The organism is Sphingobium cupriresistens, from assembly GCF_004152865.1.
In the GTDB taxonomy this organism is placed as follows: Bacteria; Pseudomonadota; Alphaproteobacteria; order Sphingomonadales; family Sphingomonadaceae; genus Sphingobium; species Sphingobium cupriresistens.
In genome coordinates, this window is record NZ_SEOO01000004.1 from 130,330 (window position 1) to 155,027 (window position 24,698).

General features: G+C 65.0%; 22 protein-coding genes and 2 riboswitches. Of the genes, 10 read left to right on the forward strand and 12 right to left on the reverse strand.

The genetic code is table 11. From position 1 onward, the window contains the following. The first annotated feature begins 75 nt into the window (after positions 1–75). A complete protein-coding gene (locus EWH12_RS04045; RefSeq protein WP_129925798.1) occupies positions 76–1,551 on the forward strand; it encodes an MFS transporter in 1,476 nt (491 codons plus the stop codon). Here EWH12_RS04045 and EWH12_RS22445 read toward each other — a convergent pair. Beyond that, positions 1,541–1,738: a hypothetical protein gene (locus tag EWH12_RS22445; RefSeq protein ID WP_129925799.1), complete on the reverse strand. Its 198-nt coding sequence runs from the start codon at positions 1,736–1,738 to the stop codon at positions 1,541–1,543. The genes EWH12_RS04045 and EWH12_RS22445 overlap by 11 nt on opposite strands. 14 nt (positions 1,739–1,752) lie before the next feature. Beyond that, positions 1,753–2,103 (reverse strand): hypothetical protein, encoded by a 351-nt coding sequence (locus tag EWH12_RS04055; protein WP_129925800.1) that lies wholly within the window; start codon positions 2,101–2,103, stop codon positions 1,753–1,755. Positions 2,104–2,136: 33 nt separating this feature from the next. Here EWH12_RS04055 and EWH12_RS04060 point away from each other — a divergent pair, with 33 nt between their 5' ends. Beyond that, on the forward strand, positions 2,137–2,829 hold the full coding sequence (locus EWH12_RS04060; RefSeq protein ID WP_066608140.1) for a CDP-alcohol phosphatidyltransferase family protein: 693 nt from the start codon (positions 2,137–2,139) through the stop codon (positions 2,827–2,829). 312 nt (positions 2,830–3,141) lie between these two features. Here EWH12_RS04060 and EWH12_RS04065 read toward each other — a convergent pair whose 3' ends face one another. The 3 genes from EWH12_RS04065 to EWH12_RS04075 are packed head-to-tail and all read right to left on the reverse strand — an operon-like array spanning position 3,142 to position 8,799. Next, positions 3,142–4,509 (reverse strand): efflux transporter outer membrane subunit, encoded by a 1,368-nt coding sequence (locus tag EWH12_RS04065; RefSeq protein WP_129925801.1) that lies wholly within the window; start codon positions 4,507–4,509, stop codon positions 3,142–3,144. Beyond that, positions 4,506–7,655: an efflux RND transporter permease subunit gene (locus EWH12_RS04070; RefSeq protein ID WP_066608151.1), complete on the reverse strand. Its 3,150-nt coding sequence runs from the start codon at positions 7,653–7,655 to the stop codon at positions 4,506–4,508. The genes EWH12_RS04065 and EWH12_RS04070 overlap by 4 nt, the downstream gene beginning before the upstream one ends. 10 nt (positions 7,656–7,665) lie before the next feature. Beyond that, a complete protein-coding gene (locus EWH12_RS04075; RefSeq protein ID WP_277986011.1) occupies positions 7,666–8,799 on the reverse strand; it encodes an efflux RND transporter periplasmic adaptor subunit in 1,134 nt (377 codons plus the stop codon). Positions 8,800–9,157: 358 nt separating this feature from the next. On the opposite strand from EWH12_RS04075, the gene EWH12_RS04080 reads away from it, so the two are divergent. Further along, on the forward strand, positions 9,158–9,886 hold the full coding sequence (locus EWH12_RS04080; RefSeq protein ID WP_129925802.1) for a response regulator: 729 nt from the start codon (positions 9,158–9,160) through the stop codon (positions 9,884–9,886). Next, positions 9,883–11,250, forward strand: a complete 1,368-nt coding sequence (locus EWH12_RS04085; protein WP_129925803.1) for an ATP-binding protein — start codon at positions 9,883–9,885, stop codon at positions 11,248–11,250. Before EWH12_RS04080 ends, EWH12_RS04085 begins: the two co-directional genes overlap by 4 nt. Here EWH12_RS04085 and EWH12_RS04090 read toward each other — a convergent pair. The 3 genes from EWH12_RS04090 to EWH12_RS04100 are packed head-to-tail and all read right to left on the reverse strand — an operon-like array spanning position 11,247 to position 13,374. Further along, entirely contained in the window at positions 11,247–11,567 is a 321-nt protein-coding gene (locus EWH12_RS04090) for a DUF3325 family protein (RefSeq protein WP_129925804.1), read from the reverse strand. The two genes, EWH12_RS04085 and EWH12_RS04090, sit on opposite strands and share 4 nt — an antisense overlap. Continuing rightward, entirely contained in the window at positions 11,564–13,072 is a 1,509-nt protein-coding gene (locus EWH12_RS04095) for a PepSY-associated TM helix domain-containing protein (protein ID WP_129925805.1), read from the reverse strand. Before EWH12_RS04095 ends, EWH12_RS04090 begins: the two co-directional genes overlap by 4 nt. Beyond that, complete coding sequence (locus EWH12_RS04100; RefSeq protein ID WP_066608165.1) at positions 13,069–13,374, reverse strand: ketohydroxyglutarate aldolase; 306 nt, start codon at positions 13,372–13,374, stop codon at positions 13,069–13,071. The genes EWH12_RS04095 and EWH12_RS04100 overlap by 4 nt, the downstream gene beginning before the upstream one ends. 155 nt (positions 13,375–13,529) lie before the next feature. Here EWH12_RS04100 and EWH12_RS22150 point away from each other — a divergent pair, with 155 nt between their 5' ends. Then, the gene (locus EWH12_RS22150; RefSeq protein WP_165363566.1) at positions 13,530–13,694 is read left to right on the forward strand and encodes a hypothetical protein; all 165 of its coding nucleotides are present in this window, start codon (positions 13,530–13,532) and stop codon (positions 13,692–13,694) included. A gap of 12 nt (positions 13,695–13,706) precedes the next feature. On the opposite strand, the gene EWH12_RS04105 is transcribed toward EWH12_RS22150, so the two are convergent. Both EWH12_RS04105 and EWH12_RS04110 read right to left on the reverse strand, forming a co-directional pair. Beyond that, positions 13,707–14,429 carry a CbtA family protein gene (locus EWH12_RS04105; RefSeq protein ID WP_066608168.1) on the reverse strand — a complete coding sequence of 241 codons (723 nt, stop codon included), beginning with the start codon at positions 14,427–14,429 and terminating at the stop codon, positions 13,707–13,709. Between the two features lie 9 nt (positions 14,430–14,438). Continuing rightward, entirely contained in the window at positions 14,439–14,666 is a 228-nt protein-coding gene (locus EWH12_RS04110; RefSeq protein WP_129925806.1) for a CbtB domain-containing protein, read from the reverse strand. Between the two features lie 48 nt (positions 14,667–14,714). Beyond that, positions 14,715–14,799, reverse strand: a riboswitch (adenosylcobalamin (AdoCbl) riboswitch). 24 nt (positions 14,800–14,823) lie between these two features. Here EWH12_RS04110 and EWH12_RS04115 point away from each other — a divergent pair. The 4 genes from EWH12_RS04115 (at position 14,824) to cobO (ending at position 21,358) form a co-directional block, all read left to right on the forward strand. After that, positions 14,824–15,522 carry a histidine phosphatase family protein gene (locus tag EWH12_RS04115; protein WP_165363567.1) on the forward strand — a complete coding sequence of 233 codons (699 nt, stop codon included), beginning with the start codon at positions 14,824–14,826 and terminating at the stop codon, positions 15,520–15,522. Then, a riboswitch (cobalamin riboswitch) is annotated at positions 15,484–15,736 on the forward strand. (Overlaps the previous gene by 39 nt.) Positions 15,737–15,993: 257 nt before the next feature. After that, positions 15,994–17,028: a cobalamin biosynthesis protein CobW gene (cobW, locus tag EWH12_RS04120; RefSeq protein WP_129925807.1), complete on the forward strand. Its 1,035-nt coding sequence runs from the start codon at positions 15,994–15,996 to the stop codon at positions 17,026–17,028. Next, positions 17,028–20,747, forward strand: coding sequence for a cobaltochelatase subunit CobN (cobN, locus tag EWH12_RS04125; protein ID WP_129925808.1), 3,720 nt, complete (start codon positions 17,028–17,030; stop codon positions 20,745–20,747). Before cobW ends, cobN begins: the two co-directional genes overlap by 1 nt. 2 nt (positions 20,748–20,749) lie before the next feature. Next, positions 20,750–21,358 (forward strand): cob(I)yrinic acid a,c-diamide adenosyltransferase, encoded by a 609-nt coding sequence (cobO, locus tag EWH12_RS04130; RefSeq protein ID WP_066608184.1) that lies wholly within the window; start codon positions 20,750–20,752, stop codon positions 21,356–21,358. On the opposite strand, the gene EWH12_RS04135 is transcribed toward cobO, so the two are convergent. Next, positions 21,355–22,218, reverse strand: a complete 864-nt coding sequence (locus EWH12_RS04135; protein ID WP_129925809.1) for an ABC transporter substrate-binding protein — start codon at positions 22,216–22,218, stop codon at positions 21,355–21,357. The genes cobO and EWH12_RS04135 overlap by 4 nt on opposite strands. A gap of 77 nt (positions 22,219–22,295) precedes the next feature. On the opposite strand from EWH12_RS04135, the gene EWH12_RS04140 reads away from it, so the two are divergent. Further along, positions 22,296–23,300, forward strand: a complete 1,005-nt coding sequence (locus EWH12_RS04140) for a FecCD family ABC transporter permease (protein WP_066608189.1) — start codon at positions 22,296–22,298, stop codon at positions 23,298–23,300. Between the two features lie 271 nt (positions 23,301–23,571). On the opposite strand, the gene EWH12_RS04145 is transcribed toward EWH12_RS04140, so the two are convergent. Next, on the reverse strand, positions 23,572–24,657 hold the full coding sequence (locus tag EWH12_RS04145; protein ID WP_129925810.1) for a helix-turn-helix transcriptional regulator: 1,086 nt from the start codon (positions 24,655–24,657) through the stop codon (positions 23,572–23,574). Positions 24,658–24,698 lie beyond the last annotated feature (41 nt).

The following is a 24,698-nucleotide window of genomic DNA, read 5'->3' on the forward strand; positions in this document are numbered from 1 at the left end:
CCGTCGCCATGCAAGCGGTGATGGTTGATGCAGGCAAGCGGCGGCAGGCCGCGTCCGCGACGGGAGGGGACAGGCATGAACAAGCCGAAACAGGGCTTTGCCGGATTGTGGAATATCAGTTTCGGTTTTTTCGGCATCCAGATCGGCTTCGCGCTGCAAAACGCCAATATGAGCCGGGTCTTCCAGTCGCTTGGCTCCAGCATCGACGACCTATCGGCCTTATGGGTCGCCGCGCCGCTGACCGGCCTGCTGGTCCAGCCGATCGTCGGGCATCTTTCCGATCGCACCTGGCTGGGGCGGCTCGGCCGTCGCCGCCCTTATTTCCTGGCAGGCGCGATCCTCTCCACGGTGGCGTTGCTGGGGATGCCGCAAAGCGACGGGCTGCTGATGGCCGCATTGCTGCTGTGGATGCTCGACGCCAGCCTCAATATCTCGATGGAGCCGTTCCGCGCCTTTGTCGGCGATATGCTGGGCAAGGATCAGCATATAATAGGCTATGCGGTGCAGACCGCGTTCATCGGTGCGGGCGCGGTGGTGGGATCGCTCTTTCCCTATGTCCTAGACCATCTGGGCGTCGCCAACGTCGCGGCGGCGGGGCAGGTGCCCGATACGGTGCGCTACAGTTTTTGGGCAGGCGGCGCTGCGTTGCTGGCCGCGGTGCTCTGGACCGTGATGACGACGCGCGAATATGCGCCGGACCAGATCCGCGCCTTCGCCGACGCTGACGAAGCCGCCGCCACGGCGCCCGATCTGGCAGGCCGCGCCATCGGTCCCTGCGTCATCTGGATTGGCGCGGGAGTCTTCGTCGCGCTGCTGGTCGCCCTCTGGGCAATGGAAAAGGAAGTCTATCTGCTCGCCGCGCTGTTGGCCGGCTACGGCCTCGCCAGCCTGGTCGCCATTCTGCTGGCCCGCGCTGGACGCGGCGCACATATGCTGGCGCATATCGTCGGCGATATCGGCGCTATGCCTCCGATCATGCGACGACTGGCGGTGATCCAGTTCTTCAGTTGGTCGGCGCTCTTCATCATGTGGATTCACACCACGCCGGTCGTCGCCCAATATATGTTCGGATCGGCCAATCCCGCCAGCGCCGCCTATCAGGCTGGCGGCAACTGGGTAGGGGTGCTCTTCTCGGTGTATAATGGCGTGGCCGCAATCGCCGCCCTGACGCTTCTGCCCTGGGTGGCGGCGCGGATCGGCAAGGCGCGGACCCATGCGCTGTGCCTGGTTGCGGGCGCGGCAGGCTTCGCCAGTTTCCTGATCGTGCGTGATCCCAACCTGCTGCTGCTCAGCGAAGCCGGGATCGGCATCGCCTGGGCCTCGATCCTCGCCATGCCTTATGCCATGCTCGCCTCGACCCTGCCGCAGGCCAAGCTCGGCGTCTATATGGGCGTGTTCAATATCTTCGTCGTGCTGCCGCAATTGCTGGTGGCGACGGCGATGGGATCGATCATGAAGACATTCTTCCCTGGCGACCCCATCTGGACCATGGCCTTCGCCGCGGCCACGCTGCTGCTGGCGGCGTTGGCGACCTTGCGAATCAGGGCGTGAGCCGATGCAGCGATTCGCGCTTCGCATGAAGACCGATATCAGCAGAATTCAGGCCGCTATCAATGCCTAATTCCGCTACGGAAAGCGTTGCACTCTGCCACGGATGCAATCTTTGCAATTGCGAAATAATCGTTCGCACTTGCGAAAGATTACCAGTTGGTACATCAGGAACGGGCCTTTCAGGCATCCTCTCCTAAAACTTTACGGGCTGGTCTTCGGATCGGCCCTTTTTTTGTCTTCGTCGGATCGCGCGTCGTCCAGCCCCTGCGGCACTGTCCAGGCGATGCCCTCATCCAGATAGGCTTCCAGTTCACGCCAATGCCGGTCCCATCCCGGTCCCCGACGGGCGGGGGGCACTTCCTGCTCCACGATCAAGCGCGCGCGTCGGATCGGATTGGACGGCCGCTGCTCCATCCTTAGCACGATATCGCGCACATCCTGGGGACCGTCCTTGCTCATATGCTCCTCCCCCAGGCTTCCCGCCCGGTCGCTCGCCTTTGCCCCGGAAGCCAAGGAACAGGCAATGACCTTGTCGGTGCGACGCAACAACATTGTCTATTCGTCATCCTTCCGTCATAAAGCGCCATGTCATTGCCTTCTGGCCCGTCGGCCCCACCCATCGCCCGTATCCAGCAAAATGTGCTCGCCGTGGCGGAACGTCGCCTTCTCAATTGGCTCTGCGCCCATATGCCGCGCTGGGTCACGCCCGACATGCTCACCGCGCTGGGCATGGTGGGCGCGTTCGCCATTTTCGCGGGCTATGCCGCCAGCAATTGGGGCGTCGATTGGCTATGGCTGGCGATCGCGGGCTATGCGCTGCAATGGTTCGGCGACTCGCTGGACGGCAGCCTGGCGCGGTTCCGCCATATCGAACGGCCATCCTACGGCTATTTCATCGACCATAGTTGTGATGGCCTGGCGACCTTGCTGATCCTGGCGGGCATGGGGGCCAGCCCCTATATCCGCATGGATGTCGCGCTGGTCGCGCTGGCGGGCTATCTGCTGCTGTCGATCCACGCCTATCTGTCGGCGCGAGTCCTGGGCGAATTCAAACTATCCTATCTTGCCGCCGGACCCACCGAATTGCGGCTGTTGCTGATCGGTCTGACGATCGCGATGATGCTGTTGGGCTACGCCCCTGGCTGGTTCGGCGCGGTGTCGGGATTTGACCTTTTCGTCGGCATAATCGGCGCCATCTTGGTGCTGCTGTTCATCGGCCAGACGCTAACCACCGCTAAGCGTTTGTCGTCGTCGGAACAGCCCGGCAAAATGCGCTGAGAGCATCGTGTAGAAAAGCGGGAATCGGATTTTGGCTTGAAATGATGCGAAAACAAAAACTATAGCAGGCGCCGCCTTTCACGCAGCCTGCCATAATTTGCTCGCGTCAAGGACGGCGCCGCATATTGTCCCGCGCGCCACAGCGCGAGATCAATTGGTTGAGGCGCACTTCATCCTGCGCGCCAGACGCAAATAATTGGCAAAGCCAATCCAGACACCGTGCCAATAGCAGCATGGTTCCTCTCCCTTATTATCCGCGCATCATAGCAGATTCGCGCCATGGGAGAAGAGGGGGAGCGATAATATGGTTGCTTACTGATCAGCGCCAATTGCGCGGTAGAGCAGCACTCTGTTGCTCACTAGCGCAAGGTTCGTGACGATAGCCGATTGCCGCGCGCTATAGAGCGCGCGCTGGCTGGTCAGCGCGGTCAGGAACGTGTCGATACCCGACCGATAACGCTGGTCCGCCAGATCATAGGCGCGTTGGCTGGCCGCCACCAATCGCCGCTGCGCCGCCTGCTGCGCATCGATCGTCCCCTCGCGTGCGAGTGCGTCTGCGACTTCGCGGAAGGCGGTCTGCACCGCCTTTTCATATTGTGCGACATAAAGGTCGCGTTGCGCTTTGCTATAGTCCAGGTTCCCGCGGTTCGCACCGCCGAAGATCGGCAGGCTGGCGGATGGGCTGACCGACCAGGCGAAGCCGTTGCCGGTGAAGAGCGAGGACAGGGCCGAACTGGCCACGCCGATCGCCGACGTCAGGCTGATCGTCGGGAACATGGCCGCGCGCGCCGCACCGATATCGGCATTGGCGGCCTTGAGCTGATGTTCCGCCTGCAGCACGTCGGGCCGCTGGAGCAGCACGTCCGACGACAGGCCCGCCGGCGCCTTCGCCACGCCCGCGATCAGGCTGTCGAGCGAGGCGGGTAGCAAGGCCTCCTCCACCGGCGTCCCCACCAGCAGGTCGAGCGCGTTGCGATCCTGCGCGACTTGGGTGACGTTGGCGGCGACGTCCGACGCCGCCTGCTCGACCGTGGTTTCGGCTTGATGGACATCGAGCTTGCCGGTCAGGCCGGCGCCATTGAGCTGGCGGGTGATGTCCAGCGTACGCTGGGCGCTCGCCTGGGTCTGGCGCGAAACCGCCAGCAGTTCCTGGTCAGCGGCCAACGTCGCATAGGCGGTCGCGGTCTCAGCGATCAAGGTGATCCGGGTCGCCCGCGCGCCTTCCTCCGTCGCCAGATAGGTTTCGAGCGCAGACTGGGTCAGGTTGCGGACGCGGCCGAACAGGTCGATCTCGAACGCGCTGAAGCCGATGTCGGCGCTGTAACTATTCTGCCGATTGTCATTCTGGCGGACGAAGCTGGCGCCGGCGTCGGCGGTGATGGTGGGCAATTGGGCGGCGCGTTGCACCCTATATTGCGCGCGCGCCGACTGGATGTTGGCGATCGCGGCGCGCAGGTCGCGATTATTGGCCAGCGCTCGCGCGATCACGCTACGCAGCTTCGTGTCGCCGACCAGTTCGGTCCAGGCTAGGCCAACCTTTTGTCCGGCCTGCCCAGGCGCATAGGCTTCCCCGTTGGGCAAGGTGGCGGGCACTGGCGCTGTCGGTCGCACATAGGTCGGCGCCATGTTGCATCCGGCCAGCGTCAGCAGCGATACCGCCGACAGTGAAAGGCGGATCATGCCGGAACTCCTGCGTCTGGCGCCGGGGCTGGCGGCGCGGCGTTCTTTTTACCGCTGAAAAGGCCCGCAATCGTGACGAAGAACAGCGGCACGTAGAAGATGGCCAGCGCCGTCGCCGTCGTCATGCCGCCAACGACCGCCGTACCGATCGCAACACGGCTCTGTGCGCCTGCGCCCGTTGCGATCGCCAACGGGATGACGCCGGCGATGAAGGCAAGGCTGGTCATCAGGATCGGGCGGAAGCGCAGCCGCGCCGCTTCCAGCGCGGCGGACAGCGCGTCCTTGCCCTGTTTGTGCGCCAGTTCGGCGAACTCGACGATCAGGATCGCATTCTTCGCGGCCAGACCCATCGTGGTGAGCAAACCAACCTGGAAGAAGATATTATTCTCCAGCCCGCGCGCCCACACCGCGATCACCGCGCCGACCAGGCCGAGCGGGATCACCAGCAGCACCGCCAGCGGGATCGACCAGCTTTCATAGAGAGCGGCAAGGCACAGGAACACGACCAGCACCGACAGGCCGTAGAGCAACGGCGCCTGACCGCCGGACAGTTGCTCCTGATAGGACAGGCCGCTCCATGCGTAGCTGGTGCCGGTCGGCAGTTGCTTCTGCAATTCGACTATCCGGTCCATCGCTTCGCCCGAACTGGCGCCCGCGCCGGCCTGGCCCTGGATTTCGAAAGAGGACAGACCGTTGAAACGCGCCATCGTGCTAGGCCCCATCGTCCAATGCGTGGTCGCAAAGGCGGAGAAGGGCACCATTTCGCCGGTGCTGCTCGACCGTACCATCCAATTGTCGATATCGGTCGGCAACGCGCGATAGGCCGCATCAGCCTGCATATAGACGCGCTTCACTCGGCCGCGATCGACGAAATCGTTGATATAGGTGCTGCCCCAGGCGGAACTGAGGACATCGTCGACATCGCTCTGCGTCAGGCCCAGCACCGCCAGCTTCTCATTGTCGATATCGACTTTGAGCTGGGGCGTATCCTCCAGCGATGCGGCGCGCACGCCGGCCAGCACCGGATCTTTGGACGCTGCGTCGATCAACTGGTTGCGCAGTTCCAGAAAGCGCGCGCGGCTGAGGCCGCCATTGTTCAGCAGTTCGAAGGTGAAGCCGTTCGATTGGCCGAGGCCCCGGATAGAGGGCGGCGTCATGCCCAGTATCTTGGCGTCGCGGATCGCCGCGAGTTGCTTGGTCGCGCGTCCGGCAATAGTCCCCGCCGTGTTTGCGATACCCTTACGCTCGTTCCATGGCGCCAGGTTGATGAAGCCCTGGCCGACATTCTCACCCTGGCCCTGGAAGCTGAATCCAGTCATGATGAAGGCGAAGGCGACATTGTCCTTCTCGTCGTTCAGGAAATAATTCTGCACCTGGTCGATCACCGCATTGGTCCGGCTCGATTTGGCGCCGGCGGGCAGCGTGACCTGCACCATCACCTGCCCTTGATCCTCGACCGGCAGGAAGCTGGACGGCAGCCGCACGAAGATGAGAACCAGCAGCGCCAGCACCACGACATACAGGCCCCAGAACAGCTTGCGCCGATTCAACATCTGCTGCGTGCGGCGGACATAGCCGCCGGTCAGCCTCTCAAACCAGCGGTTGAACTTGCCGGCCCAACCTTCGTTGCGATGGTCCTCGCTCGCGGACTTGAGGAGGGTCGCGCACAGCGCCGGCGACAGAATCAGCGCGACCACCACCGACAGTAGCATCGATGACACGATGGTTATGGAAAACTGGCGGTAGATGACGCCGGTCGATCCGCCGAAAAAGGCCATGGGCAGCAACACTGCCGACAGCACCAAAGCGATGCCGACCAGCGCGCTGCCGATCTCCTCCATCGACTTGATCGTCGCCTCGCGCGGGGAAAGCCCTTCCTCCTCCATGATGCGCTCGACATTTTCGACCACGACGATCGCGTCGTCGACCAGCAGGCCGATGGACAACACCATACCGAAGAGGGTCAGCGTGTTGATGGAATAGCCGAACAAGGCGAGAATGCCGAAGGTGCCGAGCAGCACCACTGGCACCGCGACGGCGGGGATCAGCGTCGCGCGCCAGCTTTGCAGGAAGACGAACATCACCACCACGACCAGCGCGACCGCTTCAAGCAACGTCTTGATGACTTCTTCGACCGACAGCTGGATAAAGGGCGTGGTGTCGCGCGGAAATACGACTTTATATCCATGCGGCAGGCTGCTCGACAGTTCGGCGACCTTCGCCTTGACCAGTTCGGCGGTCTTGAGCGCGTCGGCGCCCGGCGCCAGTTGCAGCGCAACGCCGGACGCGGGATGGCCGTTGAGCCGCGCGGCCGTGGTATAGCTTTCATTACCCAGTTCGACTCGCGCCACGTCGGACAGATGGACGATCGATCCGTCGGTCTGGGTCTTGACGATGATGTTGCGGAATTGTTCGGGCGTCTGCAACCGCGCGCGCGCCGTCACGGTGGCGTTGATCTGCTGCCCGGCGGGCGCCGGGTCGGCGCCGATCTGGCCCGCCGACACTTCGACATTCTGCGCCGCAATCGCGCTCTGTACGTCGGACGGCATCAGCTTTACCGCGGCAAGCTTGTAGGGGTCCAGCCACACCCGCATCGCATATTGCGACCCGAAGACCTGGGTGGCGCCGATACCATCGATACGCGCGATCGGGTCCTGGAAATTATTGACCAGATAATCGGCGATATCCGCCTGCGTCGCTATGTCCGTCTCGTCGTAGAGGCCGACCAGCATCAGGAAGTCGGTCTGCTGCTTGGTGACGGAAAGGCCCTGCTGTTGCACCGCATTGGGCAGACGACTGAGCGCCTGCTGCACCCGATTCTGCACCTGCACCTGCGCAGTGTCGGGATCGGTCCCCTTCTGGAAGGTGACGGTGATCCGCGCCTGCCCCGTAGCGGTCGAGGAAGAGGAAAAATACATCAGGCCATCGATGCCGGTGAGCTGCTGTTCCAGCACCTGCGTGACGCTGGTTTCCACGGTTTCGGCCGATGCGCCGGGATAGGTGGCGCTGATGCCGACGCCAGGCGGGGCGATGTCGGGATATTGGGCGATGGGGAGCGACAGCATCGCGCCCAGGCCCGCCAGCATGATGCCGATGGCGATGACCCAGGCGAAAATCGGCCGTTCGATGAAATAGCGGCTGAGCAAGGGCCGGCTCCTATTGCGCTGTCTTGATGGCGACAGGCTTGACGACGTCGTCGGCCTTCACCTTGTCGGTGCCCTCGACGATCAGGCGGTCGCCGGCCTTGAGACCCGCGGTGATCAGCCATTTGTCGCCGATCGCCTGAGCGGCGGTGACGATACGGCGTTCGACCTTGTTCGCCTTGTTCACGACCAGCGCCGTGGCGTTGCCCTTGGGATCGCGGTTGATGCCCTGTTGCGGCGCCAGAATCGCGCCGGGCACCACCGATTGCGGCGCGATCACGCGGACGAACATGCCGGGCATCAGCAGCCCGTCAGGATTGGGAAAGCGCGCGCGCAACGTCACCGTGCCGCTGTTGACGTCGACGATCGGCTCGGCGAATTCGATCCGGCCTTCCTGGGGATAGTCGGCGCCATCTTCCAGTTTCAGCCGGATGGTCGCGCTGGCCGCCAGCGTCTTGCCCGCCGCCAGCGACCGGCGCAACGCCAGGATCTGCGAGCTGGACTGGGTGACGTCGACATAGATGGGGTCGAGTTGCTGGATCGTGGTCAACGGGTCGGTCTGGCTGGTCGTCACCAGCGCGCCGGGCGTGAACAGGGTACGGCCGATTCGCCCGCTGATCGGCGCCCGGACCAATGTGAAGTCCAGATTGACGCTGCTGGTCTGCAGGCTGGCGCGCGCCTGCTGCACCGCGGCGCTCGCCTGTCGCGCGGTCGCGATCACATCGTCGCGGTCCTGCGCGCTCACCGCTTCGGTATCGCCCAGGCTGCGATAGCGCTGCGCCTTGGCCTGCGCGGCTGCGGCGGTCGCCTGCGCACTGGCCAGACTGGCCTGCGCCTCGTCGCGCGACGCGCGATAGAGGCGGGCGTCGATCTGATAGAGCGGCTGGCCGGCGCTGACCATCGATCCTTCGGTGAACAGCCGCTTCTGGATCAGTCCCGCCACTTGCGGCCGCACTTCCGACATCATGGTCGATACGGTGCGGCCGGGCAGTTCGCTGGACACCGTGGCGTCCTGCGTGCTCAGCGTGACCACGCCCACTTCCACCGGCCCCTTTTGCGGCGGCTTTTGCTGTCCACATGCCGCAAGCGACAGGCCAAGAGCGATTGGCGCGACCCGAAGGCTGCGCAAGGTGGCGGAAAGGAGCATGGTGTGGCGCTTATCCTTGAAACTGTGCCGCACAGGCCCCTGCGATGCCCGCCGATGCACGAATAAGACCGGACCGGGCGCACGAGGGGGAGGGGGGAGGGGCGTGCGCGACCGATTCGGGCCGTGCACCGGGTTTCCAGCCAGGATGGCGGGTATAGGCATCGCAAGGACTCCGTTGGCGTCGGCAGGGGAGCCGACCTGGCCCTCTTCGCGGCTTTGCCCGTCTCATGGTAGAGTGACTGTTTTTCGAAATGCGGCGATGCGTTGCATGACCGCGCATGTTCGTATCGCTTTGTATCGGCCTGTATCGGCCAGCAAGAAGCGCAGACTTTTAATGCGCCGCGCGCTAGGACGGGCCATGGCCGATGCTGCATCCTTCCCTTCCGCCACAGTGCTGGTGGCCGATGACGACGCGGATATCCGCGACCTGATCGTCGGCCAGTTGCGGCAGGAAAATTACCGCCTGCTGGCCGCCGCCAATCTGGCCGACCTGCGTCAGACATTGCGGGACGAGGCGGTCGATCTGATCGTGCTCGACCTCAACCTGCCCGATGGCGACGGACTGTCGCTGTGCCGTGAATTGCGGGCGGAGGGATCGGACGTGCAGATCATCATGGTGACGGCGCGCGGTAGCGCGATCGACCGGGTGCTGGGGCTGGAACTGGGCGCGGACGATTATCTGACCAAACCGTTCGAGCCGCGCGAACTGCTGGTGCGCATCCGCAACTTGCTGCGCCGCGCGCGCAACGGGCCGGCCGCGCGCACCGGTGCGATGCGCTACGCGCATATCGGTCCCTGGCGCGTCGATCTGGTGCAACGCCGTCTGGTCGCGCCCGACGATCGGCTGGTGATGCTGTCGTCGGCCGAATTTCGACTGCTCAGCCGTTTCATTGACGAACCCAATGTCGTGCTGGACCGGGAGACATTGCTGCCCGAACGCCGCGCCACCGCCGCCTTCGATCGCTCGATCGACCTTCAGATCAGTCGTCTGCGGCACAAGCTGTCGAGCCTGCCGGGCGGCGAGGATCTGATCCTGACGGTACGTGGCGAAGGCTATGTCCTGGCCTGTTCGGTCGATCATTCATGATCCGCGGGATCGCCGGCCGCGCCCGTGCCTTCTTCCGGTCGATGGCGGGGCAGATTTTCCTGATCCTGACGCTCGGCATGTCGGTTGCCGCGATTGTCGCGCTGCTGGTGGCGGAACAGACGCGCCGCCACGATTTCGAACGGGTGCGCCGCCAGCGCGTTCTTGCCAGCGCCATCGACGTCGCCGATCGTTTCCGCCGCGACCCCCGGCGCATCGAAAAGATGATGGCGACGCACAGCATCATCGGCGCGGCGCCTGCGCCCGAAGGCATCAGTCTGAACGAGCCGGACGGCGATCTCCAATCGCTTCTGCGCGCGCGCCTTGGTCCGCAATCGCAGCCCGAAGCGGGACAGGTGCCGGTCGGCCTTTGCTTCCCCGACCGCTACAGGTCGAAAGAACTGGTCGCCGGGCTGATCGACGCGCCACGCCCGGACTGTTGGGTGGTGCGCTATACCGATGGAACCGGCCAGCGCCGGGCGATCGCGCTCAGCTTCCCGCGCATCGCCAAACCGCCCAGCACCATCTTCAATCCGCTTTACCTGATCGTTATCGTCGCGGCCTCGGCGGGTCTGGGCATCCTTGTCGCCCGCATCGTGGCTACGCCGCTGCGGCGGCTGGAACAGGCGGCAGAGGCCTTTTCCGTGTCGCTCGACCCGGAGGAAATTCCCGAACGCGGGCCGGAGGAGGTGCGCGCCGCCCTGTCCACCTTCAACCTGATGCAGCGCCGCGCGCGGGCGGGCTTTGCCGAACGGACGCAATTGCTCGCCGCGATCAGCCATGATCTCCAGACGCCCTTGACCCGCCTGCGGCTACGCCTGGAACTGGTCGAGAATGAGGAATTGCGCGCACGCCTGTTGCAGGATCATCAGGCGATGCAGACGCTGGTGCGCGAAGGGCTGGACCTCGCCAGCAGTATCGAGGCGCGCGAGGAATGGTCGGCGCTCGACATCGATTCGCTGCTGACCAGCATGGCGGAGGATGCCGAGGAACTGGGCGCGCCTGTCCGTTTCCTCAGCGGGTGCGGCGGCACGGTGCGGGTCAAGCCGAATGCGCTGACCCGCTGTATCGCCAATCTGGTCGACAATGCCGTGCGCTATGGCGGCAGCGCAGAAATAAGCTGCGCGCGATCGGGCGGCAGGCTGATGATCCATGTGCGCGATCATGGCCCCGGCATCCCCGTCGATCAGCTCGACCAGATGTTCGAACCCTTCACTCGCGGCGTCAGCAGCCAGCCCGGCGGGCGACACGGCACCGGCATCGGCCTGACCATCTGCCGCTCGCTGGCGATGAGTTTCGAGGCGTCGGTGCGCCTGCGCAATGCCGATGACGGCGGCCTGATCGCCACCATCGACATGAAGGCCTAAACCAGCAATCCGGCAACCAACATGACGGCCGCAACCGGCACGCCCGCCCGCGCCACCGCCGGACGGTAGGTCATGCCCAGCACCACCACGCCGCCCAGCAGCGGCAACAGCCCGATCCAGGCGATCAGCGCCATGCCAACATCGGCCCACAACATCAGGCTGAGCAGCGACAGGCCCAGCAGCGTCCACCCGGCCAATTCCAGATGACCGACAAAGGGACGCCGCTGCCATGTAGTGAGCAGAACCGGCCGATGTCGCTGCATCCGCCCCGCCAGCGCGAACAAAGCAAGGTAAAGCAGACCGATGGTGACCGTCATGCCGGCGCCATCCGGCGGCGAACCGGGGTCGGCGCGCTGCGGCGGCGCAATTGCTTCCAGACCAGCAGGCCCAGCGCGACCGCAGTCGCGGTCAGCAGCATATTGCCCGACAGGATCATCACATCCCCCGCCCAGATCGGTCCCAGCGCAGCGGCAAGCGCGCATAGCAGCGCCAGCAGTCCCAGCAGTAGCGGCCAGCCCAGCGCAGGTGGCAGGACCAGCCCCAGCAGCAGCGCCGCGCCCGCGCTCCACAGGGCGACCGCAACCTCCTGCTGCGCGCGTTCCGCCAGGCCCAGCGGCAACAGCCGATTGGCGATCAGGAAGGCCGCCATGCCGATCGGCACGCCCACAAGGCCACCGACGTTCAACCGCTCCAGCAGCCGGTTGCCGATCGACAAGGGCGCGCGTTCCCGCCTCTTGACGATCCACAAGACCATGCCGCTCGCGATCGCCAAGGTCAGCATGGCGCCGCCCAGAAAATAGAGCCAGCGCGTTAGCAGCGGGACAAAATGGGCCATGTGCAGGCCGTAGATGGTCTGATAGGCGCGCACGCCCGCCCGCTTTTCCGTCCAGGCTTTCAGCACCTTGCCGGTCGCGCCGTCGAAGCTGATCTCTGCGGGCAGAGTGCCGATCGCGCCCACCTCGACCGGATAGATGGTCACCACCGCGGCGGCATCGCCGGGGTTGAAGATATAGACCCGACCCACCGGCGCACCGCCAAAATAGCGCTGCGCCTGCGCCAGCATCGGCCCGACCGGGGCCAGCGGCGCCTTGGTCCCGCTCGCTTCCCGGCTGACCGTGCCGGGGGTCAGGTCACTGTAAAGCGTCGCCACATCCGCGCCATAGCCGGCCGCGATCGCCCAAGGCATGTTGAGCGACGCCAGCGTCAGCAGTCCGGTGAAGGTGATCATGATATGAAAGGGCAGGGAGAGCACGCCCAGCGCATTATGCCCGTCCAACCACGATCTTTGTCCCTTGCCGGGGCGGAAAGTGAAGATGTCCTTGAAAAAGCGCTTATGCGCGATGATGCCCGTGATGATCGCCACCAGCATCAGCATCGCCGCCAGCGACGCCAGCCACCGTCCCCAGGGATAGGGCAGTTCCAGCTCGAAATGCAGGCGGTAGAAAAATTCCCCGCCCAGCGTGTCGCGCGCCACCGGCGCACCGCTCACCGGATCGAGCGCCCGGCTCATATAGGCGCCGCCGCTGTCATAATTGGCATTGACCACGTTCGACCGGCCGTCGGGTGCGGACAGATACCAGCCTGCCGATCCGATCGTATTGGTCGACAGCCACTCGGTCGCGGCCGTGATCGCGCGGACCGGATCGGCCTGTCCGTTGATTTCCGGGCGCATCCAGCGGCTGATCTCTGGCTTGAACACGGCCAGCGTCCCGGCCAGGCAGATGATGAAGAGGATGTGGCCAAGTAGCAGCCCGGTCCAGCCATGCAGCCAGGCCATGGCCTGCCGCGCCCCGTCGCGCACCATGGCGCTCGTCCCGCTCATGCCGGTTGCCCTGCGATCCAGGCCACGCCGCCCAGCGCCAACGCCGCCAGCACCACGCCCGCGACCGCGCGCCACGGCCCCCGCGCCAGAAAGGCCCAGATGGAGACGCCAGGCGCGATCAGATAGGCGATCATGGTGGCAAAGGTCACCGCCTCCACCCGCGCCATCGGCAGGGTGCGCGCCAGCGCTGCGGCGCCCAAGGCCGCCACGCCATAGGCGCCGACCGTCCCGGCGATGGTGCGCAAAGCGACATTGGCGCGGTATCGCCAGCGGCTCGCCCGATAATGGATGGGCGGGGCCATCGGAACACTCCTCGTCAAAACGATGACCGGATTATCCGACGCGCATCATGCAAGTCAATCGCATTAGCAGCTTACGCGCATAATTTTCCACAACGCAAAGGCGTCCCCGGCGCCCCGCCCAATTTGGGCCTGCGCGACCAGATTTTCGCGCTTCGATGCGCGATGCCGTCCAGCGTCAGCGTCTCCGCCAGCGATCCTCGATCATGCGCCGCGCCGTCAGCAACCTTTCGCTGTCGGCGCGCGACAGCAGCGCATCCTGCCCGATCGGCACGATCGACCGCCATTGCGACAGCATGATCGTGCAGATGCTGGCGACATAGATATTCCCAGAGCTATGGGCGCGCCATCACCCGTTCCGCCGCCAGGCCAAAGACGATTCCGATTGTCGCCCACAACAGCAATTGGGTCGCGATCGAGGCCAAACGGAAGTTCCACAGCAGGGTCGCCGGGAAATCAGCCGGCACTTCATCGACGCTGGGCAGCAGATACTGGCCCAGCACGACCATCGCGCCATAGGCTCCCACCGCAATCAACGTCGCATCGATGCCCGGACGGGATAGGGCCAGCACGCTTCTGATCTTGGCAGCGATCACCGCCCCGCCCACCGACAAGGCGATCATTGCGAAATAGGCGGCGGTGCGAAGACCCACCGTTTCATGCTTGCCCACGGCCGGCGGCGTCTGCGGATATTTGATTCCCGGCACGATGACCACCAGGAAGATGGCGATTCCGCTGAGCAACAGAGCGAAGCTGCGTGGACCGAAGCGGCCAAAGCGTCCATAACCATAGGCGAATATGAGCGCGAAAATCCCGCCGACCGCCGCGCCGTAGAGCGCCAGCGCGGTCAGCAGACCCGCGCCCTTCTGCGTCGCCCGGCTTACCAGTTCCGCTTGCTCCCCATCCGAAGGCATGTCCATATGATGCACTACATGTGCGCTCTCATAGTCAATGGCGAGATCGATCTGCGGCTCCGCGATCGCGCGTGCGAACATCGTCGCGACGAGGGCCGCCAGAATGCCGGCCAGCATTCCGCGCCACAAAAGACTTTTGGTCATCGCCGGCGATCAGTGGCAGGGGAAGCCGAGAAGATGGCGGCCGTCATGCACATATTCATGCACATACATGCCGTCGAACAAGGCGATGGCGCCCTGTTCGGTGCTGACGAAATAAAGGAAAATAAGCGCAATCAGTGTGCCGAACACGGCCCATGGTGCGATGTCCTCGATCGGGATGGCGGAACCGCCCTGGACGGGAATGAAATGGTCGTCGAACAGTGCGGCAGTCGTTGACATAACCCAGACTCCTATAAGGGATTGCGCGTCCCGCGAGAGATTGTTCGTTCAGGAAGAAGGTCTGGCTCTCGACCTTGTACGTCGATAACAGTGGCGCGACCGCGCCGGAATCTCACCGGCTTCTTCTTCCTGATGCCCGCGCTGTTTAGGGTGCGCGATGGCGCGACGTCAACATGTCTTGGAGGTTCCGCTGTCCACATCCCTCCTTCTCCTATGCGCGGCGTCCACGCCGTCCAGCCGGGTCGGCGGCTTCCCGGCGCTGGACGAGGGCCTGGACGCACGCGGCGCGCATGATGCCGCCGCCTGCCGCCTGCCGCCGGGTTTCGACAACCATGTCCTTTGCAGCCCGTCCCGCGCCGCCGCGCAGACTGCCCAGGCGATGGGGCTGGACGCCTCGGTCGAGGTCGCGCTGGTGGACATGGATGCCGGGCGCTGGTCGGGCCGGTCGTTTGCCGACCTTTTCGCCGCCGAACCGGCCGCCCTGTCCGACTGGATCGCCGATCCGACGCAGGGCACCGCGGATGGTGAGACCATGGAAGCGGTGCGACAGCGGGTAGGCGGCTGGCTGGACGGAATCGCGCAGTCGCCCGGATGCGTCTGCGCCATCAGCCATCCCATGACGATCCGCGCCGCGCTGGCGCACGCGCTCGGCTTTCCGCTCGTGACGACGCCTGCCATCGACATTGCGCCGCTATCCGCCGTTCGCCTGTCCTTCAACCGCATCTGGCGGCTTCAGGCGATCGCACCGCACTCAGGGCTTGCGGACGGCCCCGGCAGCCGGTATCGCCGACCGCATCCGGGGAGCCGCAAGCCCCCTTCGATGACTGATCGCGCCGGTTCCCCGCAAGGGGATTAAAATGGGAAGGCGGTGCGGGTGGCAGTCCCTCGACAAGGGCGCTCATCCAAATCCGCAGCTGTCCCTGCAACTGTAAGCGGCGAGCGCGATGCACATCGCTCCCTTTCCAGGGGAGCAGCCACTGGGCCGGACGCTAAATCCTGCGAGGCCTGGGAAGGCGTGCATCAAGCGATGACCCGCGAGCCAGGAGACCTGCCGGCGTCTGGTCGCTCTTGCTTTGGTCCAGGGGATGGCCGGGGCACGGTGAACGCCGTCTGAGCGACGAACCCATGTGGCTGGGGCCGCATCGGTGCGCGCTGACGGGCTCCATGCGCCTGCTCGTCGCCGCGCATCGACCGTTCGTTCGCGTCCGGCACGCCCCCGCCGAGATATCGCTCAGGTGCAGCGGGGGTAGACATGGCCATCATCAGGCTCGGCGATGCCGATCGCCCCTTCGCGCATGAATCCCATGGCGCTTGAAGGAGAAGAAGCGTGAGCAAGATCCCGACCACCGTCATCACAGGCTTTCTGGGGGCGGGCAAGACGACGTTGATCCGGCATTTGCTGCACAATGCCAAGGGTCGCAGGCTGGCGCTGATCGTCAACGAGTTCGGCGATGTCGGCGTCGACGGCGCGCTGCTGCGCGGATGCAATGACGACGCCTGCCCGGAAGACGATATCGTCGAACTGGCCAATGGCTGCATCTGCTGCACCGTGGCCGACGATTTCCTGCCGACCATGCTCAAGCTGCTCGACCGCGCCAATCCGCCAGACCATATCATCATCGAAACGTCCGGTCTGGCGCTGCCCAAGCCGCTGGTGAAGGCGTTCCAGTGGCCCGACATCCGCACCCGCGCGACCGTGGATGGCGTCGTGGCGCTGATCGATGCGGATGCGGTCGCCGCCGGGCGCTTTGCCACCGACGAAGCCGCGCTGGCGCTGGCGCGGGCGGCCGACCCCTCGCTCGACCATGACAGTCCGCTGGAGGAACTATACGAAGACCAGCTCGCCTGCGCGGACCTCGTCATCCTCAACAAGGCCGACATGGTCGATGCTGATGCGCTGACCCGGATCGAGGGCGACATAGGCAAGGATATCCGTAGTGGGGTGAAGATCGTGCGGACCGATCATGGCGCGATCGATGCCGGCGTCGTGCTCGGCCTGTTCGCCAAAGCCGAAGAGGATATCGATGCGCGACCCTCGCACCATGACGGCGACCCCGATCATGACCATGACGATTTCGACAGCTTCGTCGTCACCGGCGGCGAGATTACGGGCGTGGATGCGCTGGTGCAGGCCATGGCCCCGTTGATCGAGGCGCATGATGTCCTGCGCATCAAGGGCATGGTCGCCATCGCCGGTCGCCCGGCGCGCCTGGTGGTCCAGGCGGTCGGTCCCCGCATCCAGCATTATTTCGACCGCGCCTGGAAAGCGGAGGAGTCGCGCCTGTCACAACTGGTGGTGATCGGGCAGAAGGGGCTGGATCAGGCCGCCATCGACAGCGCCCTTCGCGCGGCCTTCGCCTGATGCATTTGCTGGCCGCTACGCCGGGAACCGTCTCCAATGGCGAGGAGGCGATCGACCTCGATCAATCGCCGGGCGAGATTGTGTTCCTGACCGTGGCGGACAGCGAGCTGGCCTGTTTCGCCCAGGCGGCGGCCCTGCTGGGTGAGGATGCGCCGTCGATCCGGCTGGTCAACCTGCTCCAGCTCAAACATCCCTATTCGGTCGATCTCTACGTCGAAAAGGTGATCGCCCATGCGCGTTTCGTGTGCGTCGTACTGCTGGGGGGCAAGAGCTATTGGCCCTATGGCGTCGATGAAATCGCGCGGGTTGCGCGGGAAAAGGGCATCGCCTTTGCAGCGATCGCCGATGGCCGGGAACCCGACCCGTCGTTGGACGCCGCCGCGACGCTGCCGAAGGCGATCAGCGAGCGGCTCCGTGACTATCTGCGGCAGGGCGGCGTCGCCAATGCGGTCAGTTTTCTGCGCCATGCCGCGCGGTTGATCGGTGCGGATGTAGGCGTGCCGGACGATCCCGTGCCGATCGCGGACGCCGGCCTCTATCTGGCCGGCATGAAGCGGCCGACGTTGGATGATGTGCGGACAGGATGGCGCGCCGGACAGCCCGTCGCGCTCCTCTGCTTCTATCGCGCGCTGATGATCGCCGGTACGCTCGATGCCGTCGAAGCGCTGGTCGCCGCGCTGAAGGGACGCGGGCTGAACGTCGTCGCCGTCCATGTGCGGGCGCTGCGCGAACCCTTCGCGATCGACTGGCTGCACGGGCTGATCGGCGCGATCCGGCCCGATATCATCCTGAACGCCACGTCCTTCGCCGCCTCCTCGCCCGGCGACAGGCGAACGCCGGCCGTCCTCGAAGCAGCGGATTGTCCGATCCTGCAGACCGTGTTCGCGGGCGTCGAGCAGGCCAACTGGGCCGACAGTCCGCGCGGCCTTGGTCCTCGCGACCTGGCGATGAACGTCGCTCTGCCGGAAATAGACGGGCGCCTGTTCACCCGCGCCGTCGCCTTCAAGGCGGCCGAGCGTTTCGATGCCCGGACCCAATGCGGCATTGTGGCGCCGCGCGTCTCGCCCGATCGCGTTGCCTTCGTCGCCGATCTTGCCGCCAATTGGGCGGCATTGCGGCGAACGCCCGCCTCGGATCGGCGCGTTGCGCTCATTCTCGCCAACTATCCCAATCGCGACGGTCGGCTAGGCAATGGCGTCGGCCTCGACACGCCCGCCAGCGCGGCCGCTATTCTCTCTACCCTGGGTGAAGCGGGCTATCATGTCGGCGATGCTCCTGTTGACGGCGCGGGACTGATGGCGATCCTGCTGGGCGGCGTCACCAACGCCCGTGCGTCGCTGGATCGCCTGCCGGAAATCCGCCTGCCGATCGGCGATTACCGCCTGCGGTTCGACGCGCTGCCAGCAGCGGTGCGCGAGGCGGTGATGGCGCGATGGGGCGTCCCTGTGGACGATCCTTTCGTGCGTGACGGCGCCTTTCATCTGCCCGCCCATCGCTTCGGCCATATCGTCGTCGCGGTCCAGCCGGCGCGCGGTTACAATATCGATCCCAAGACCAGCTATCACGACCCGGCTTTGGTCCCGCCCCACGCCTATCTGGCCTTCCACTTCTGGCTGAACCATGATTTCGGCGCGCAGGCGGTCATCCATGTCGGCAAGCATGGCAATCTGGAATGGCTGCCGGGCAAGGCGCTGGCCCTGTCCGACAGCTGTTTCCCGGAAATCTGCGCGGGGCCGGTGCCGCAACTCTATCCTTTCATCGTCAACGATCCGGGCGAGGGGACGCAGGCGAAGCGGCGCATCGGCGCGGCGATCATCGATCATCTCACCCCGCCGCTGACGCGCGCGGAAAGCTATGGCCCGTTGAAGGCGCTCGAAGCGCTGGTCGATGAATATTATCTCGCAGCCGGCATGGACCCGCGCCGCATCCAGCATCTGAAAGCCGAAATTCTCGATCTCGCCCGGTCGCAAGGACTGGACGCTGATGCCGGGGCCGTCGGGGATGGCGACGACGCGCTCGCGGCTCTCGACAATTATTTGTGCGAATTGAAGGAGATGCAGATACGCGATGGGCTGCACATCTTCACCCGGTCGCCGACTGGCCGATTGCGCACCGACCTGCTCATCGCTCTGTCGCGCACCCCGCGCGGCTATGACGACGCGGGCCAGGCATCCTTGCTCCGCGCTATGGCCGACGATTTGGACCTTGGCTTCGATCCGCTCGATTGCCGGATGGGCGACGGCTGGACCGGCCCCCGACCGGCCGTGCTGGCAGCGGTGAGCGATGCGCCCTGGCGCAGCCATGGCGACACGATCGAACGGCTCGAACTGCTGGCCGTCGCGCTGGTCGAGGGTGCGACAGCGCCCGGCCCGGCGTCGCAGACCGTTATGCGTTCGCTGCTGGGCGATCTCGCCGGCCGCGTGGACCGTTGCGGCCCCGCCGAAAAGGCTGCGCTGCTGGCTGGCCTGGACGGGCGTTTCCTGTTGCCCGGTCCCTCCGGCGCGCCCACGCGCGGGCGCCCCGACGTGCTGCCGACCGGCCGCAACTTCTATTCGGTCGACACCCGGTCCGTGCCGACCGCGACGGCATGGGAGCTTGGCCGCCGCTCCGCTCAACTAATGGTGGACGATTATCTCCAGCGCGAGGGCGAATATCCAAGGGCCATGGCATTGTCCGCGTGGGGTACGGCCAATATGCGCACTGGCGGGGACGACATCGCCCAGGCGTTGGCGCTGATGGGCGTGCGACCGCGCTGGGACTGGACGTCGGGCCGCGTGATCGGTTTTGAGGTGATGAAGATCGCCGAACTCAACCGGCCACGCGTCGATGTCACCTTCCGCGTCTCCGGCTTCTTCCGCGATGCTTTCCCCGAACAGATCGATCTGCTCGATTCCGCAGCGCGCGCCGTGATGGCGCTGGACGAGCCGGACGAGGACAATCCCGCCGCCGCCCGCCACCGCCGTGAGACGGCGCAACTGATCGACGCCGGCCATGACGCGAAGGCGGCTGCCCTGCGCGCGGGCTTTCGCGTGTTCGGATCGAAGCCGGGTGCCTATGGCGCGGGCCTTCAGGCGATGATCGACGAGAAAATCTGTCACGACCGCGCCGATCTCGCCAACGTCTATCTCGACTGGGGCGGCTATGCCTATGGGGCAGGGGTGGAGGGCGACGCCGCGCGCGACCTGTTCGCCACGCGCCTGGCGCAAGCCGACGCCGTCGTTCAGAACCAGGACAATCGCGAGCATGACCTGCTCGACAGCGACGATTATTACCAGTTCGAGGGCGGCGTCGCGTCCGCCGTCGAGCATCTGTCGGGCAAGCGGCCGCGCGCTTATCATAACGACCATAGCCGCCCCGAACGCCCTGTCGTTCGCACGCTGGAGGACGAGATCGGCCGGGTGGTCCGCGCCCGCGTCACCAATCCCAAATGGATCGCGGGCGTGATGCGCCACGGGTACAAGGGCGCGTTCGAGATCGCCGCGTCGGTCGATTATCTGTTCGCCTTCGCCGCCACGACCCATGCCGTGCGCGATCATCATTTCGACGCAGTCCATGCCGCCTTCATCGAGGATGAAGCCGTGCGTGCCTTCCTGGCGGAGGCCAATCCGGCCGCGCTGCGCGAAACTGCGGCGCGCATGGCCGAAGCGCTGGAGCGCGGCATGTGGAAACCCAGATCGAACAGCGCGGGCCTGTTGCTCGCCCAGCTTGCAGGAGGATGACGATGGCCGAACGGACCGACGAACAACATGCGCAGAAGATGAAGAAGAAGCAGGCCGCGCACGACCGGATCGTGGCGGGCAAGACGGTCGAAAAGGGCCTGCTGATCGTCCACACCGGCAAGGGGAAGGGCAAGACGACTGCGGCGCTGGGCATGGTGGTGCGCGCCATCGGCCATGGCAGGAAGGTCGGCGTGGTCCAGTTCGTGAAGGGGGCGATGGAAACGGGCGAGAAGGCCGTGTTCGATCGTTTCCCAGATCAGGTCGAATTCATGGCCATGGGCGACGGCTTCACCTGGGATACGCAGAATCGGGCGCAAGACATTGCTTCGGCGCGCAAAGCCTGGGATCAGGTCAAGCGCATGATCGCCGACCCGGCCTATCATCTGGTGCTGGCCGACGAACTCAATATCGTCCTGCGCTACGATTATCTCCCCCTCGACGAGGTGCTGGCGGTTCTTAAGGCCAAGCCGGAGATGAAGCATGTCATCGTCACCGGCCGCAACGCGCCCGAAGCGCTGGTCGAAGCCGCGGATCTGGCGACGGAGATGACGCTGGTGAAGCACCCGTTCCGCGAACAGGGCGTCAAGGCGCAGCCCGGCATCGAATTTTAGGGGCGATGGTCGATCTGGTTCACCAGGCTGCGGGCGGCATCGACATAGGCCGGGCCGCCACAGACGGTCCATGCCTGGGGCAGGCGCAGCCGCTTGATGTCTTTCAACAGCGGATGCCGCAGCATCTCCGTGCCCTGATCCACCACCCGTTCGGAACCGCTTTCGATCAGCAAATAGTCCGGCTGGGCAACCATCAACTCTTCGAGGGTGAGTTGCGACAGGACCGGCTTGCCGAGCTTTCCGGCCAGGTTGACCAGACCCGCGCGGGTCATCAGGTCGTCGATCAGCGTGCCCGTTCCGGTCAGGAAACCGCGCCGCTGATAGTAAGCGGCGATGCCGGCCGGGCGCGGCCGAGCGATGGCGGCAAGATCCCGGTCCATCCGGGCGATCAGCGCCTCGCCGCGATCGACATGGCCAATGGCCTTGGCGACGGTGCGGATTTGCGTGACGATGCCGGCATAACTACCAGCCGGTTTGAGATCGAGGGTGTGATAATGCGCGCCCGACAGCGCCGCCATCATGCCGGTGCGGCGGGCCGGCGCGCCTATCACCAGATCGGGATCGATCGCCAGCACCTCCTCCGCCGACCCCCTCAATATGGGCAGGCCGCGCGTCTGCGCCGCCGCTGCGGACATGGCCGCATTGTTCGCATTCCGGGTCAGGCCGGCAATCTGCGTCCGATCGGCCAGCGCAAGCAGATATTGGTCGGCGCACAGGTTCAACGACACGATCCGCCGCGGCGGGGCGCTGCGGCCGGTCTGCGATGCGGGCGCCGAACCAGCCAGGAGGCCGCCCGCCACCCATGCGAACAGGCGCGCCGTCAGCCGGGCGGATGGCCATTTCGTCAGTCTGCATAACATGCCCACCCCATGACCCACACGACCCCGGTACACAAGCGTGACGGGGACCACCGATCCAATGCGAGGTGCCATTTCCCATGTCCTACCCATCAGACGCACGGCGGCGCACCTTATTGCTCATCCTTCTGGTCGTGACGATCCTGGCGGGCGTCGCCTCTCTGGGGGTGGGATCGGCCGCCATCGATCCGGCGCGGTTGCTGGCGGCGGCGACCGGCCATGGCGACCCAATCGCAACGGCCATCCTGTTCACGCTGCGACTGCCGCGCGTCCTGCTCGGCCTGGCGGTGGGCGGCATGTTGGGCCTGGCCGGCGCCGCGTTACAGGGCTATCTGCGCAACCCGCTGGCGGAACCGTCGGTATTGGGGGCATCCAGCGCCGCGGCGCTGGGGGCCGTCAGCGCGCTGTATTTCGGGCTGTCCGAGCGCCATATCCTATTCCTGCCGGTGCTGGCGATCGCGGCCGGGCTTCTCGCGCTGTTGCTGCTCTTTGCGCTGGCGGGACGCGCCGAAAGCCCGCTCAGCCTCATTCTCGCCGGCATCGCGATCTCCGCCTTGGCGAGCGCCGGCATCAGCCTGGCCCTCAACCTGTCCGAAAACCCCTTTGCCGCCATGGAGATCACCGCCTGGCTGCTAGGATCGATCGAAAACAGGTCGATCGAACATGTCTGGATCGCCTTGCCCTGTATCGGATGCGGCGCGGCGCTTCTCCTGCTCGACGCGCGCGCTCTCGATGCCCTGACGCTGGGGGAGGAAGGCGCGCAGGCGCTGGGCGTCACCCTGCGGCGGACGCGGCTGCGGCTGCTGCTGGGGATCGGCATCGGCGTCGGCGGCGCGGTGGCGGTCGCCGGCTCGATCGGCTTCGTCGGGTTGATCGTTCCGCATCTGGTGCGTCCGCTGACGGATCGCAGCCCCTCGTCGATCCTGCTGCCCTCGCTGCTGGCCGGCGCGGCGCTACTGACGCTGGCTGACATCGCGGTGCGGCTGATCCCGACCTATAACGAACTAAAGCTCGGCGTCATCACCGCGTTCCTGGGCGTTCCTGTCTTCCTGCTACATCTGCTGCGGGAGCGGCGGCTATGGTGATGCCACCGGCCGCATATGCCGACCGAGTCCGTCCGACGGTCTATCCCGCTTCCATCAGAATGGCGGGTTGTCGTCACGCTTATGGGCGATTTGCAGGCGAATCATTTTATTCGTCTATATTCAAAAGGATATTCGTATATCTTCTCATAGACTTATATGGGTTGGGTCAAGCCGCGCTCATGTCAATATATACGATAATATATCTTATGTTAAATTTGATAAATTTATGCGATCGCGTGATACTGTCCAACTCGCTGTCCCATCGGCGCGATCAGGCGATCGCCAAGACGCTGCTCAGGATGATCCGCACCAGTTCGGCCTGGCCCCGCGCCCCCATTTTGGCGTAGATTTTCTTTGAATAGTTGCGCGCCGTCTCAACCGTCAGATGGAGATTGGCCGCGGCCTGCGCGATGGGAATCCCCTGGCCCATTTCCCAGGCGAGTCGCGCCTCGCTGGGCAATAGCCCGAACAGGTCGACCAACTGCTCGCATCGGTCCGCCTGCGACGATCGGTCGCCGCTCAGATAGACGATGGCCACCGGCGTCCCGCCCGCCGCCACCGACTGTCCGCGAAATGGCGCGACCAGCATGTCCATCCACGGATCGCGGCTCAGATTGATCGCGCGCGGCCGCGCCTCCGCATCCTGCGCGAACATCTTGACCAGCGCCGTTAATTCGCGGTCCAGCCCCGGCGATGTCGGGGTCAGCCGGTCATAGCGCCCGCGCCGCAGGATAGTGTTGCGCTGGAACAGCTGTTCGACATGGGGCGTCATGTCCAAGATGCGGCATTGGGGATCCAGCGTCAGCCAGCCGAAATTCAGCCGCCCAAAGGCTTCTGACGTCAGGGTCGATCGCAACTTCTCCCGCTCCAGCGCCACAAAGCCGCGCAATGCCGTGCGCAGATGCGGGGCGAGCGCGGTCAGCAACGCCGTGGCCGATGACGATATGCGCGTGCTCGCGCAGCTCAGCCAGGCATCCACCCCGCTGCTCTCCGTCACCCGCACGGATTTTATGTCATCCACGCCCATGCCATGCAGGAAATCGCTCCGATAGGATTGCAACGCGGCATTGTCCGGCGGGATCAGTTCGGCGAGCGAATAAACCCGCCCTTCCCGCATGTTGCGATGAGCCAGCGGATCGTGCACATATTTCTCGGCGAACAGCCGGCCCAGATGTGGCGGCGCCGCAGGGCCGGCATATAGCTCGACAATATTCTTCTCATCGATCGGACGAAAGGCCAGGCTGACATAGCGGACCTGCATCCGGCTGCGCAGCCGGTCGAGAAAATCGTGCCAAAGCGGCTGCTGGAACATGCCCTCGCTCAGGCTGACCAGCAGGCCGGAATCATCCAATCGCATGAGCTGGTCATATACCCTCCCATTTGGGAGGTCCAATGATA